The sequence below is a fragment of the Rheinheimera mesophila genome, assembly GCF_000986865.1.
Classification (GTDB): domain Bacteria; phylum Pseudomonadota; class Gammaproteobacteria; order Enterobacterales; family Alteromonadaceae; genus Pararheinheimera; species Pararheinheimera mesophila.
This window is the reverse complement of record NZ_LAVS01000034.1, coordinates 1-13,960: the sequence shown is the minus strand read 5'-3', so window position 1 is coordinate 13,960 and position 13,960 is coordinate 1. Positions and strand designations below refer to the sequence as shown.

Here is a 13,960-nt window from a genome sequence, read left to right as displayed (position 1 = left end):
GTTCATCTTTACTGCCCAATTCAACTTCAGTCTTTTTCAGCTCATTATTGGCGAACTGCCAAACAAAATGCTTGTCTCCCTCGCGCATAAGGGCCGACTCAGGCACCATCAGCGCATTGCTGTTTTGAGCCTCAACGTGGCCTTCGGCATACAAGCCGGCGACCAGTGATTGCTGTTTCAAATCCATACTGACTAACAATTGCACCTGACGGGTGCTTTCATTGGCCAGTGGATTAATACGCTCGACAGTCCCAGTGAAAAACTGACCGCTGTAGCCATTCACTTTAAAGGTGACTTTATTGCCGACTTTGACCTGACCCACCCGGTCTGCGGCGACATAGCCTTCAAATCGAATACTGGCCGGGTCTATCAGTACCATCAGACCTTTGCCTACCTGTGCTGTATCACCGGCAGAGACTTTACGGGTAGCGACTACCCCTGAAAATGGCGCTTTGACTTCAGTCTTTTCCATCTGCTGACGGGCTTCCACTAATCGAGCCCGGGCTGAGGCTAAATCAGACTGGGCTTGATTGGCTTTGTTTTCTGCCGCCTCTAAGCCTTCTTGCGTGACCAGGCTTTGTTTCGATAAAGATTGCATCCGTTTGAGTTGTCGGTTGGATTGCTCCAGCGTCACTATCGCTGAACGTTCGGCTTCCTGCGCTGACAGTAGTTTGTCGCGGTAGGTGGTTTGGTCCAGCTTCACCAGTACATCACCGGCTCTGACCAGATCACCATTGTCTTTCAGTACCTGCATAACAATACCTGATACTTCTGCATTCAGTTCTGCTTTGACGACGGGTTGCAACGAACCAGAAATCACTGGGCCCCTGGCAAGGGTGCTTTGCGATACGGTCAGCAAGTCCTGCTCCACCAGTTGTAGTGGTTTTACACTGTCGTCCTGTGTTTTAGCCACCTCAGGCTTAGAGCACGCAGCTAACGTGCTGACAATACACAAGGCAATTACTGTTAGTTTTATAGTTTTCATGGTTCCAACCCATCCGGTAGTTCAAGCAAGCATAGATACTTTTTTAGTAAAGCCACTATAAAACAGTCAGAAGTTTCAGTCCTGCCAAAAGGGTAACAAGTTGTAACCATTTTGATGAACTGCGGACAGGCCTGATAAATCTACAGTTTTTTGAATAGAAATCAGACAAATAACCAAAGCGAACTGGTAACAAAGCATGAATTGCTGCAGTATAAACAGTATTGAGTACTCCACATTACCTACAGGGAAGTCCCGGTGCCTGATAGTTTAAGTTTACTACCCGCCCTCTTGGCTATCGTCGTTGTGATTTGGCGCAAAGAGGTAATACTGGCGCTGATTTTGGCTGTCGCCTGTGCGGAAGTTTTATTGTATCTGAAGCAACCTGAGTTGAGTGTGTTTGCTGCTTTGTTGTATGGCCCGGTACAAAGTCTGGAGCGTATTATCTCGGTCACCTCTTCGGCCGATAACAGCAGAATTTTATTGTTCTCGTTATTGATTGGCGCCCTGATGGCTTATATGCGCGATTCAGGCGGTGTCTCTGCCATGGTGGACTGGTTTATCCGCAAAGGGGTGGCCCGCACCAAACGTCAGGCTGGATTTATCAGCTACGGCATAGGTATTCTGGTGTTTATTGAATCCAATCTGAGTGCGTTGACCGCAGGCATAGTGTCACGTGGTTTATACGACAAATTTAACATGAGTCGCGCCCGTCTGGCTTACATAGTGGACAGCACCAGCGCACCGGTTTGTATTTTAATTTTGCTAAACGGTTGGGGCGCCTATGTGCTGGGTCTGTTAAGCACTTATACCCTGCCAGAGTCTGCTGTTTCTGTGTTAATCGGCACCATTCCGCTGAACTTTTATGCCTTGTTTACCCTGATCGTGGTGTTCTACACCATTTACACCGACAAGGTCTATGGTCCGATGAAGCAGGCAGAATTTGAGCTGAACACAGTGGCAAGCCACAGCGACATTGATACGCCGCCAAGCAGTATGTCGTTGATGTTAGTGCCTTTACTGACGCTGATTGTCGGTATGGTTGGATTTATGCTGTGGACGGGCAACGGTAGTTTAGTTGAGGGCTCCGGCGCTAAAGCCGCGCTTTATGCCACGACTCTTGCTTGTGTAGTGGCTTATGGCCTGATGGCGTTAAGCCGTAAATTTAACCATCAGCAACTGGTCAACATTGGTTTCAGAGGAATGGGCGAACTTTTGCCTTTGGTCAGCATAGTGTTGCTGTCATTGGCTTTAGGCAGTGCAATGAAAGATTTAGGCACCGGGGCTTATGTTGCATCTTTTGTCAAAGGATCCACACCTTTAGTACTTATTCCGGCCTTACTGTTTATCGCAGGCGCCGTGATCTCTTTTACCACAGGTACTTCCTGGGGCACTTTTGCTATTTTAATTCCTATTGGGATGCCGTTGGTCGAAATGCTCGGCTTACCGCCGTCTCTGATCCTCGCGGCTATTTTAAGTGGTGGCATCTGGGGCGATCACTGCTCGCCAATCTCGGATACCACAGTAGTTAGTGCCGTCGCATCGGGTTGCGATTTATTAGAGCATGTGAAAACTCAGCTACCTTATGCGCTGTTTTGTGGTGTGCTGGCGCTGATCGCCTTTTTAATCAGCGGCTTTGTGATGATTGGCCGCTAAAACAGAAGTGACCCATGGCTCAAGACAGGAAAAAAGATGCGATGAAAACTAAAGTTCTCGTGACTCTAAACTGTGTTTTGTTGCTGTCCTGTGCCGGTACAGAGCCACAAAAAACGCAGCCACAAGCCTTGCTGAACAACTCAGCGGCAGATCAGAGCCAAGGCCAAATTCGGATTGAAACCAAAAAACCTGCTGACATCGTGGAGCTGACGACTGTCAGTCGCCAGATCCAGGTTGAGATGGCCTATGCTTTCGCTGATAACTTTACCGGCAGACCAGTGCCGGGCTATCAGGCGAATCACTGCTATCTGCAGCAGAAAGCTGCCCAGGCCCTGGCACAAGTTGCAATACAAGCCGGGCGTTTGGGCTATCAGTTGCAAGTGCTGGATTGTTATCGGCCTCAACGTACATCCGATTATTTTATGCGCTGGGCCGCTGATGCTTCGGATCAAAAAACCAAAGCGGCATATTACCCCCGCCTCAACAAAGCCGATTTAAACCAGGGCTATATAGCTGCGCATTCTGGTCACAGCCGGGCCTCTACTGTGGATTTAACCTTATTGCGTAAAAATGCGGCGGGTCAGTGGCAGCCGATAGATATGGGCGGCGCTTATGATTTATTTGATCCAATCTCCCATTTAAACAGCAGCGCCATCAGTACAACACAAAAAGCCAACCGATTGCTTTTGAAAGATTTAATGCAGCAACAGGGTTTTGTCCCTTACGAGCTGGAGTGGTGGCATTTCACATTGCAAAACGAAAGCTATCCCACCACCTATTTTGACTTTGTGGTGAATTAAAAGGAGCTGTTATGGCCTCTTTGCGCCTGCATAACTTCAGCATAGTGTTGCTGCTTGCCTCAGGACTAAACGCCTGTAGTACTCACCTCCCGCAGCAGACCAAACAGCAGCAGTTGATGACTCAACTGTCTGAGCAATTGCAGCAGGCCCAACTGCCGAAACAAGCGCTGGCCTTTATCGCTTACCCATTGGATACACCGACAGAACAACTCAGTTATCAGGCCACCAAAGCCATGCAGCCTGCCTCTACCATGAAACTGCTCACCAGTATTGTGGCGCTTGAGCAACTGGGGCCGGCTTATCGAGCGAAAACTCAGCTACGTAGTTACGACAAGCCCACGCAGAACATGCAGCAGCCTCTGGTACTCAAAGGCTTCGGTGATATGGACCTGACCCGACAGGAACTCTGGTCTTTACTGCAGCAGGCTTATGATCAGGGCATACGCCGTGTACCCGCTATCCAGATTGACCGGAGCTGGTTTAATCCGGCCCGTCCTGGACTGACCGCTTTGCCTTTTGATGAAACCCCCAGAGAATATTACAACCTGCTGCCGGATGCGCTGTTTTTGCAGCGCAATATGTTAGGAATTAAGTTACAGTCAAGTGCAGACCACCTCACAGGACAGTTGTCTCCAGCAGTGCAAGGGCTAGAACTGATCACCAGCCAGGTTCGTCTGACCGACAGTGACTGTGCCGCCTGGTATCCGGATCCAGCCCGCTTAGCCTTTGAACGCCAGCCTGACAGGCTGCACCTGATAATAAAGGGTGAATTTCCGAAAAACTGTCAGAAAACAGATTATTTGCAACTGATCCATCGCACCGATTTCAGTCGACTGGTGGTGCAGCAACTCTGGCAACAGATTTCGGGGCAGGCTCAGGTTCCGGTGTTTGAACAAACCGCAACAGAAGCCACATTGTTGCTTGCTGAACATCAAAGCCGCTCGTTGGCCGAAGTGTTGCGGGATGTGAATAAAAGCTCAGACAATGCGCTCACCCGGCAATTGTATTTAACCCTGGGGGCGACAAAAACCAGCCACAACCATCAACAGACAGCAGACAGCGCAGAGCAACAGGTTCGCAATTACCTGCACCGCATCGGGTTAGATCACAGCAGTCTGGTGCTGGAAAACGGTTCGGGTTTATCCCGCAATGAACGTATCAGCCCGAAGCTGATGGCGGCTGTGCTGCAACATGCATTTGGGGCGCAGTACCAACCTGAGCTTCTGAGCAGTCTGCCTTTGGCCGGGGTTGATGGCACCTTAAAACGCCGTCTGACTCAGGAACAAACTCAAGGCAAAGCGCGTTTAAAAACCGGTACTTTACGTAATGTGACAGCGCTGGCAGGTTTTGTTACAGACCAAAGTGGTCGTCACTGGGTTGTTGCCAGTTTTATCAACCACCCCAATGCCAGCCGGGGCCGCCAGGTTTTGGATCAACTCATTACATGGCTCAGCCTGCAGTCTGCCCTTTCGCCATCACTTCGCCAAAACCAGGCAGGCTTGCGCCTGCTTGGATCCGGACTGCAGGCTGCTAGACCTTGAACTTCGATAATACCGCGCTGAAGTCTTCGGCGATTTGCTTTAAAGCCTGACTGGAGTCTTTGGTCGTAGCGCTGTGCACTGCGTTTTGTTGGGCTGCACTGTGAATGTGATTGGTTTTTTGGCTGACGCCATCGGCCACGTCACGTTGATCTGCGGCCGCTGTGGCGATCTGAGTATTTAAATTGTTGATATCCTCGATAGCATGCAGCACCAAATCCATCGCCTGACTGGCTTCAGTGGCTTTTATTTCGTTATCTTTTACTGTGGCCTGCGCTGTCGCATTTAAACTCTGTACTTCGTTAACGCCGTGCTGTAACTGTTCAATCATTCGTTTGATTTCACCGGTAGACGACTGAGTCCGGCCTGCCAATAAACGCACTTCATCCGCGACGACACTAAAACCCCGCCCCTGTTCACCTGCCCGCGCCGCTTCGATAGCCGCGTTCAGTGCCAGCAGATTGGTTTGTTCGGCTATGGTGGTAATCACATCCAGTACTTTACCAATTTCAGCACTGGATGCGGATAAACTGGCAATAGAGCGCTCAGATTGCTGTGAATCAGCCAACTGCTGGGCCGCATTCTGTACCGAGGCCTGCAGCGTCCTCATCGCCCCCTGAATTAACCGCGACACCTCCATACTGGCGTGTTCAGCTTGTTCTGCATTATGGGCCACCACCGACGCTGTAGTCGCCAATTCATGTACAGACGACGCGGTCAGTTCCAGATCACAGGTTTGTTTTGCTACTTGCGCACTGGACTCCTGAGCAACCAAAGCCAGCTCAACCGAAGCCTGTACCAGCCCCTGCGTCATAGCACGCAACTCGACTATAGTGAGGCGCAACTGCTCAAGCAACTGATCAAAACAACGAGCCATCTGACCAAATTCATCCGAACTGTAATTAGAAAAACGCCGGGTTAGATCACCTTCTCCCTCTGTGATCGCCTTGATCGCCGTAATAGTGTCGTTGACCCGGGTAACCACGATGCGCTGAGTTAACCAGTACACCACCAGCAACAGAACCAGTGCCGCAGCGACTATCAGTAAAGAGCCGTGCAGCACATCAGCACGTACCTCAGCACTGAGTTCAGCCTTTGAATGCGCCAAAACAATCTGGTAGCCCCAAGGCGTAAACTGCTCTGTCTGAATAGCCCAGTCCGGATTTTTCGTTTTTATAATCTGTTCAAGCTCTTCTGCATTGATATGGCTGGATTGCGCACGAATAGCAGCATTTCGGTCAAGCAAAGCCACAAAACCAGACTTTAGTAACCTGCTGGACGCCAGCAACTGCCGTAACGCCTCTAAATCGGCTTTGTAGCCAACATAACCTATACCAACCACCTCTCCCTGAGCATCAGTCAGTGGTTCATACCCTGTGACAAAAGGATTCCCTAAAATATCCACTGAACCATAAAAAGCTTTACCCTGACGGATTACCGCCATTGCAGCGCCTGTCGGCGCCAATAAAGTACCAGTTGCACGACCTGTGTCTGTGATGACGTTGGTGGAAATCCGGACAAAGTCATCTCCTGTCCGGCTGAATAAGGTGGCGGTTCCCCCCATCATAGCGGTCAGATCATCCACCAATTGGAAGTTGTTGCCCTGACCTGTCGTGCCTAATACCAGATCAGGAACCTGTTGCTCGCCAACAGACAGCATCTCGCCCTGCGATACCGGCCCCAGATCGGCAATACGTTTGCGAAACAGCTTCATGCTGCTTTGCACTTGCTGACTCAACAAGGTATCGGTAATGGTTAGTATGTTGGTGATTTCGCGGTTCAGACGCTCTTTGTCAGTGTTTACCGCACTTTCTATCTGCTGATACTTGGAGAACGAAATCACCAGAATAGAGGCCAGCATCGCCACGACCACCAGGCCGGTCAGTGTTAACATAAATTTGCGTTGTACAGACATAAAAATTCCTTGTTGGTTTTGTCATTCCCCTGATAACAAGTAACAGGGAGCAACACATCAGATAGTTCAGGTCTCGCAGGTATTAACCTAGTCCAGTCCAGACATTTTTTTAACTGATCAGACCTTTCGCTGTAAAAAAAGGCCAGCCTTAACGACTGGCCCTGGCAAAGCCACTACAGATGGTTTTGCTGTCTCAGGACATTGGTCAAGCATGCGGGCACAGGCCCTGTTTCCGTAGTCACAGTCCTTTTTTACTACGAAACATTTAGTCTGGTCGCACCCAGACTAAATCTATGCAGAGCAGATGGCTCTGTCTGAATTTCATTTTCTAGCCAACAGGGTTTCAATTTTACCAATGTAACCGTTTGCATCGCAACTTTATTACGCCAGATCCGGTCTTGCAACCCAAAATGCATTCTGTCTCTTCTGGCTGGCTGCGCGCAGTTTTCGCTTGATTGAGGCAGGATTCGGGACTTGTCAACCGATCCTGAATAGGCTTCAATGGCAGTCCAAACTTATGCAGTGAACAGCAGAGCCAGCCACTTATGACCTCCACTTTTACCAGCCCAGACTGGCTGATGTTCGGTTTGTATTTCGTATTACTGGCACTGACAGGCTGGTGGATTAACCGCACCGGAGCACAAAACAGTCAGCAGTATTTTATTGGCAGCAACAGGATGCCTACCTGGCTGGCGGCTATTTCCGTGTTAGCCACAGCACAATCTGCAGCAACCTTTCTGGGCGGACCAGATATCGGCTATCGCAGTAATCTGACTTACCTTGCCAGTCTGCTTGGCGCTTTAATGGCGGCCTTTTTTGTCGGTTACTTTTTAATTCCGCGCTTTTATCGCCACAAAGTCAGCACTGTCTATGAATTGCTTGAATTACGGTTTGGCAGCGCAGCAAAAAAACAGGCCGGTTTGATGTATTTGTTTGGCCGTATTTTTGCAAATGGTGCCAGGCTCTATATGGCCGCTCTGGCTGTCTCGATGATGCTGTTTAGTGACATCGCCTGGCAGCATCTTGTCTGGTCAGTGGTGTTGCTCTGTCTGATATCGCTGCTGTATTCCATCTTTGGTGGTATTGAATCGGTGATTTATGGCGATGCCTTCCAATGTGTTGTTTATGTTGCCGCTGCGGTACTGGTACTGTTGTATTTATGGGGGTCAATCCCAGTCGATTTTGCAACCCTGTTGCACGCGTTGCAGCATCCACCGGAAAACGCGCCCAGTAAGCTAGTGCTGATAGATACCCGTTGGGATTTCAGTTCAGCCGGAGCCTTTACCCTCTACTCCAGCGTCACTGGCTTGTTTTTGCTTTATATCGCTTCCTTTGGCTTGGATCAGGACCTGACCCAACGTGTATTAACCTGCAAAAATGCCCGCCAGGGTTCTTTGGCCATGATCTGGTCCGTGGTTTTGGTGTTGCCCGTCACGCTGGTCTTTATACTGATTGGCTTTCTATTACACATTTTTTACCAACGACCTGATCTGATGGCAGGATCGGGCGCTGTGCTGCAACACAGCCAGTTTAGTGGCGAAGATATCACTGTGTTTATGTATTACGTGTTACACGAAATGCCTGCTGGTCTGCGCGGATTAGTTACTGTTGGAGTGATAGCTGCGGCGGTGTCGACTCTGACGTCTGGCTTAAACTCGATGGCTTCGGTGATTATTCAGGATTTATATAAACCCTGGCAGCAACAACGTCAGGCCAAAACAGAAGCCTATTATGTTGCTGCAGCACGCTGGTCTATGCTGCTTTGTGCCGGTGCTTTGGCGTTGATGGCTCTGTTATGTTTTCATTGGCAACAAAGCAGTGATATGCCGCTACTGACCTTTGCTTTGGGAGTTATGGTGTTTAGTTACAGCGGTTTGCTTGGCGTTTATGCCAGTGCGCTTTTTAGTCAGCGTGGCAGTCCGGCATCGGTATTAGCCGCTTTAATAGCAGGTTTTGTTATTACGCTGCTGATGCAGCCTTATCTGCAAACTTATTATTTACCCCAGGAATGGCAGTTTGATCTAGCCTTTAGCTGGCAGCTCTGCATAGGTTTCGCCTGCTCTTTTATCATTTGTCAGTTAGGCAAAAGCAGCGATGCTGTCTCACAAAGCCCCCTGAATGGCGTCGCCGCCTGATGCGTACTTTGCTGCTGATATTAAGTCTGTTCACACTGCAGTCTGTTGCGCAGCAACAGGACATTGAAACGGGCGCCAGTCAGTTGGCAAGCAATCCGCTGTTGTCTCCTGTCGCATTAACAGGCAAACACATTGGATTGGTGGTGAATCAGAGCTCAGTCAGCGGCAAAAGCCATCTGCTGGACGAGCTGCTACGACAGGGTTTTGCCGTTCAGAAAATATTTTCTCCTGAACACGGTTTTCGTGGCACTGCGGACGCGGGGGCCACAGTGGCCAACAGCATAGATCCGCAGACAGGTATTCCAGTCTGGTCTTTGTATGGCAAACATAAAAAGCCCACAGCAGCAGCGTTGCACGGCATCAATCTGCTGATCTTTGATTTGCAGGATGTAGGGGTACGTTATTACACCTATTTATCGACTTTGCATTATGTGATGGAAGCGGCAGCAGAGCAGAATATTCCATTGCTGGTGCTCGACAGACCCAATCCAAACGGCACTTATGTCGACGGTCCCGTGCTTGATAAAAACTACCAGTCTTTTGTCGGGCTGCACCCTATCCCACTTTTGCATGGCATGACGCTGGGCGAGCTGGCGCTGATGATCAAAGGCGAGCGCTGGATCCATAAAGCGGAACAGTTAGAACTTTATGTCTGGCCTGTGAAAAATTATCAAAGAGACAGACCTTATGATGTGCCCGTCCGACCAAGCCCCAATTTACCTAATGCTCAGGCTGTGGCTTTGTATCCATCTTTAGGATTTTTTGAGGCTACGCCATTGAGTGTGGGTCGTGGCACTGACTTTCCGTTTCAGGTGCTGGGGTACACCAATCCACCTTTAGGAGCTTTTGCCTTTAGTCCGGTCGCCAAAGCGGGCGCTGCACTGAACCCACCACTAAAAAACCAGTTGGTGTTAGGGCTAGATTTACGTGACGTAAAAGCCGGAGGTCTGGATTTAAGTTATTTACTTCAGGCACAGCAAGTTTTTGCTAAACATAAGCTGAAACTGTTTAATTCACCGGATTTTATGGACAAATTATCTGGCACCAATCAGCTCAGGCAACAGATAGAGCAAGGCTGGAGTGAAGCACAAATCCGCCAGAGCTGGCAGGCAGATTTACAAAAATTCAGACAACAACGCCGGCCTTATTTGCTCTATCCCGAATAATCAGCCAGGAAAAAGCTCTGCCATCTGCGACAAAGTTGAGCCTGTGACGCGATTAATACGCCAGTCGTGCAGCATCACAGCACCTAAAGACTGATAAAAATCAATGGCAGGTTGATTCCAGTCCAAAACAGACCATTCCAGACGGCCGCAGTCGCGCTCTACCGCCAGTTTCGCCAGATAAGTGATCAAGGCTTTGCCTACCCCCACACCACGACAGGCAGGTTCGACAAATAAGTCTTCCAGATAAATACCGGGTTTGGCTAAAAATGTCGAATAGTTGTGGAAAAACAGCGCAAAACCGACGTCTTTGCCCCTGTAGTTTGCCAGCACCACTTCGGCATACGCCTTGCCACTAAATAAGGTTTCGCGTAGCTTTTGTTCAGTGGCAACCACCTGATCCGCCAGCTTTTCATAGTCGGCCAGTTGCTGGATAAAATTTAAGATGGCAGGCACATCAGCTTCTGTGGCTAACCGCAGTTCAAGCCCATCAATGCGGGTAGAAATAATGCTCATCAGACCTCCTTAAAAAGTACTGGTTCAGACAAACAAAGGGGTCAGAGTAAAATTAAATCGAAGATTTAACGTCACTCTGACCCCTGTGATCAGGCGGGCTAATTACTTAGCGCGGCTGCGGTATTCGTCAGTACGGGTATCGATTTCAATTTTGTCGCCGATTTCAACGAAAGCAGGAACCATTAACTCGAAACCTGTGTCCAGCTTGGCTGGCTTCATCACTTTACCTGAAGTATCGCCACGTGCGGCCGGTTCAGAGTACACCACTTCACGGACAACGATAGTTGGCAAGTCAACAGAGATAGCGCGCTCGCCGTAGAAAACGACTGAACATTGCATATCTGGCACTAAATATTTCAGTGCGTCAGTCATGTTTTCAGCTTCGATTTCGTACTGGTTATACTCAGCATCCATAAACACGTACATTGGATCAGCGAAGTAAGAATACGTTACTTCTTTGGTATCCAACATCACTTGTTCAAATTTGTCGTCAGCACGGTACACAGTCTCCTGACCAGCACCTGACAACAAACCTTTCAGTTTCATTTTAACAACAGCAGCGTTACGGCCAGATTTGTTGAATTCAGCTTTCTGAACAACCATTGGCTCGTTGTTGACCATAATGACCTGGCCAGCGCGTACTTCTTGAGCAGTCTTCATCATAATTGAAATATCTTCTTGTTAGGAAAAATTGCGCGACATTATAAGTTTATTTTCGGCAAAACGCACGAGGTTGCTGGCAAGATCTTGCTGCTGAATTAAATATTCCTGCCACTTTTTATTATGTATCTGAATTTCTTCACGAAATTTATTGAATAAAGCGAATTCTGTACTGATATCCTGCTCCAGATTCCAGGCCATATGCAGCTTTTCCAGACAGACTTTTTGTTCCGCAGGTGCATGTTGCAGGTACTTGTCTAAGAAGGCCTGTAGCTTGACCAAATGCGCCTGCTCTTCCTGGCGGTAAATTTGCCAAATAAAAACTCTGCCCGCCCAATGCGCCCTGATAACAGAGTCTTCACCGCGCACAAAGTTGATATCACAGCAGGCCAGCAATTGGTCATACATAGGCTGTGGCATAAAATCCAACACTCTGATACTCAGAGATTTTTTATCAAAACGACCTGTGTTTAGTTCGGAGAAAAGTTGGGTTAAATCTGTCGCCAGTTGTCCTTTGGGGACCAAGAGTAAAGTCGTTTGGCAGCCGTTGGCTAATTGTTCCAGCCAAGGGCTGATCTGTGCCTGGCTATACGCAAATAAAGAAATTTTTTGCTGATACTCCATCGCGTCCGTAAGGCCAGCCTGTTGCCAAAACTGTTGTTGCAAGTCGGTTGACCCTGCGATCCTGACCAGGCGGTCGATCAGACCCCGCTCTCTTAATAAGCCTCCGGTTTGTGCAGTAAAACCAGGGAAAAAGAAATACTTTTGCAGCGGTAATTGGGGATGAGGTGAGGGTAAGGCATGACAACCATGCACCCAGTCTTCTGCCGATAAGTATTCCAGATTCAACCATAAAGGTTTGTCAGCAAAAGCGGCCATCCAGTGCAGATACGCTGACGGAATACTGCAGGCTAACGCCTCAATCACCAGATCCGGTTTGTCTGCGTCGCTCAGCTCTGGCAATACATCTGTCCAGTGCCGTACCAGCACGCCCTGCTGTAATTGCAGGCGAAGTTCTGGCTTGATGCTATGGCAAATTTTTTGGAAGCTGACTAAATCATCGACCCATAAGGTGACCTGCCATTGATATTCAGTCTGCAACTGCCGGGCTAAACGCCAGCAAATACCAATGTCACCAAAATTATCCACCACAGAGCAAAACAAATCGCAGCGCATGCGTTACCTTTTCACGATGAAATCAGTTGGCTGACCAAAGCCCTCAGGGCCTTTGCCATTAAATACAGGGTGGCGATACTAAGCAGCAGACAGCCCCAAAGCAAGGCCTGATACCATAATTTGTGCGCTGCTTGTTTTAATCTCTGCCAAAAGCTTTGCGGCTGTTGCCAGTCGGGTAATTGGCGAAACAACAACAACGCCAGCCACGCCAATAATACCCAGCCCAGCAGGACAACAGACAACAAGATGGCGACTTCGTACGTAGCAGATGGGCCCTGTAGCAGATAAAAACAGCCAAAACCAAAGGCGTAGCATCCAAGAAAAATCAGGCCAAAACGCCAAAAATAAAGCCGTTGAGCCAGTTGCCGGGCTTGACTCAGCAGGTTCATTTGGGCACCTGTGCCAGCGTCAGAGGATACAGGGGGATAAGCCCAGCCTGCCCTGTCATATCGGCCACCAGCCAAATTTGCTCAAAGGGGTGTTCTGATGGAATTTGTAATAAATGCGGAGTTTGTTCCAGCTCTTGTGCATGCCAATCCGGGTGGGCGTTGCGGATCACCAGCCAGACTCGGTCTGAATCATAGCGTTTTTGCGCTTTGTTGCTGATCAGCTTGTCCAGGGCCTGCAATAAACGGTCAGCCACCGGACATTGGTTCAGCGACTGCAGCGCATCCAGCGTGCCGCCTTTAAGTTCACGTCCCAGTATTTTCATTGCCTCGGCCTCGCTGCCATACAAATGGGCGATTTCTAAGTCCAGCCGCTGTTGCTCCAGATAACAGGACACATCGGGCTTAGCCGGCTCGTTATGCCAGATATGCTGCATTTTGACGCCAAACCTGTGCTGGTACAGTCGCATAAAAATTCGGGCGGCCTGATGCTCCAGCGCTATTTTTTCATCACTACTGCTTTTCATTGCATCCAACAAAAATCTGTTTCGTATAAGCTTGTATCTTAACGAAAAAAGCCAGGTGGTTATGTATTTTTTCTTTGCTGTAATTTTATTTATGTCGGCTCTGTCCGTAGCTGAGACGGGATCCGCCTGGATTGCAGTGAAAACCCAGGCGGGCATCGACCTGAGTTACAGATACAGCCCTGATCTGGAAGTCAAAGCCAGCGCTTTTTATCCAGGTGTGCCCGAGCAGTTTTTACTGCTGCTGCGGGATACGAACTCAGTGCAGCGCTGGTTAAGCCAAGCCAAAGATGCACAGCTTTTGGATGGCAGTACAGACAAACACTGGCGAGTCTACACCCGTTTTCAGGCGATCTGGCCTGTCACGCCACGGGACATGGTGACCTGTGCAGATCTTTTCAGGCAGGACTCGGGGCTACGTATTCAGATCAGCGACTGCTCAGACTTAGTGCCTGAAACAACAGATTATGTACGAATTCGGCACATCACAGCGGTCTGGACTTTGACCG

Annotated in this window: 13 protein-coding genes; 6 read left to right on the top strand and 7 right to left on the bottom strand. The window is 49.1% G+C overall.

From position 1 onward, the window contains the following. Positions 1–985, bottom strand: a 985-nt coding sequence (locus tag SD53_RS11585; RefSeq protein ID WP_046520396.1) for an efflux RND transporter periplasmic adaptor subunit, incomplete at its 3' end; no start/stop codon positions are given. Positions 986–1,240: 255 nt separating this feature from the next. Between SD53_RS11585 and SD53_RS11580 the strand changes: the two genes are divergently transcribed. From SD53_RS11580 to dacB, 3 genes are read left to right on the top strand one after another with little or no spacing between them, the layout of a single operon-like run. Then, positions 1,241–2,638: a Na+/H+ antiporter NhaC family protein gene (locus SD53_RS11580; RefSeq protein ID WP_046520395.1), complete on the top strand. Its 1,398-nt coding sequence runs from the start codon at positions 1,241–1,243 to the stop codon at positions 2,636–2,638. 41 nt (positions 2,639–2,679) lie between these two features. Continuing rightward, entirely contained in the window at positions 2,680–3,438 is a 759-nt protein-coding gene (locus tag SD53_RS11575; protein ID WP_052749359.1) for a M15 family metallopeptidase, read from the top strand. Positions 3,439–3,449: 11 nt separating this feature from the next. After that, positions 3,450–4,979 (top strand): D-alanyl-D-alanine carboxypeptidase/D-alanyl-D-alanine endopeptidase, encoded by a 1,530-nt coding sequence (gene dacB, locus SD53_RS11570; RefSeq protein ID WP_046520394.1) that lies wholly within the window; start codon positions 3,450–3,452, stop codon positions 4,977–4,979. Here the strand turns inward: dacB and SD53_RS11565 are convergent. Next, on the bottom strand, positions 4,969–6,891 hold the full coding sequence (locus tag SD53_RS11565; protein ID WP_046520393.1) for a methyl-accepting chemotaxis protein: 1,923 nt from the start codon (positions 6,889–6,891) through the stop codon (positions 4,969–4,971). The two genes, dacB and SD53_RS11565, sit on opposite strands and share 11 nt — an antisense overlap. A 545-nt stretch (positions 6,892–7,436) precedes the next feature. On the opposite strand from SD53_RS11565, the gene SD53_RS11560 reads away from it, so the two are divergent. Together SD53_RS11560 and SD53_RS11555 are read left to right on the top strand one after the other, a co-directional pair. Further along, on the top strand, positions 7,437–9,026 hold the full coding sequence (locus SD53_RS11560; RefSeq protein ID WP_046520392.1) for a sodium:solute symporter: 1,590 nt from the start codon (positions 7,437–7,439) through the stop codon (positions 9,024–9,026). Beyond that, positions 9,026–10,192 carry an exo-beta-N-acetylmuramidase NamZ family protein gene (locus SD53_RS11555; protein WP_046520391.1) on the top strand — a complete coding sequence of 389 codons (1,167 nt, stop codon included), beginning with the start codon at positions 9,026–9,028 and terminating at the stop codon, positions 10,190–10,192. Before SD53_RS11560 ends, SD53_RS11555 begins: the two co-directional genes overlap by 1 nt. On the opposite strand, the gene SD53_RS11550 is transcribed toward SD53_RS11555, so the two are convergent. The 5 genes from SD53_RS11550 to SD53_RS11530 form a co-directional block, all read right to left on the bottom strand. Further along, entirely contained in the window at positions 10,193–10,705 is a 513-nt protein-coding gene (locus SD53_RS11550; protein WP_046520390.1) for a GNAT family N-acetyltransferase, read from the bottom strand. It abuts the gene before it with no gap. Between the two features lie 102 nt (positions 10,706–10,807). Further along, entirely contained in the window at positions 10,808–11,368 is a 561-nt protein-coding gene (gene efp, locus SD53_RS11545) for an elongation factor P (protein WP_436197675.1), read from the bottom strand. Between the two features lie 18 nt (positions 11,369–11,386). Then, positions 11,387–12,541, bottom strand: coding sequence for an elongation factor P maturation arginine rhamnosyltransferase EarP (gene earP, locus SD53_RS11540; protein ID WP_046520389.1), 1,155 nt, complete (start codon positions 12,539–12,541; stop codon positions 11,387–11,389). Positions 12,542–12,552: 11 nt separating this feature from the next. Then, complete coding sequence (locus tag SD53_RS11535; protein ID WP_046518801.1) at positions 12,553–12,930, bottom strand: hypothetical protein; 378 nt, start codon at positions 12,928–12,930, stop codon at positions 12,553–12,555. Further along, positions 12,927–13,454, bottom strand: coding sequence for a hypothetical protein (locus tag SD53_RS11530; RefSeq protein WP_046518800.1), 528 nt, complete (start codon positions 13,452–13,454; stop codon positions 12,927–12,929). Before SD53_RS11530 ends, SD53_RS11535 begins: the two co-directional genes overlap by 4 nt. A 61-nt stretch (positions 13,455–13,515) precedes the next feature. On the opposite strand from SD53_RS11530, the gene SD53_RS18065 reads away from it, so the two are divergent. Further along, positions 13,516–13,960 (top strand): SRPBCC family protein (locus tag SD53_RS18065; RefSeq protein ID WP_052749358.1); only part of this gene is annotated, 445 nt, incomplete at its 3' end.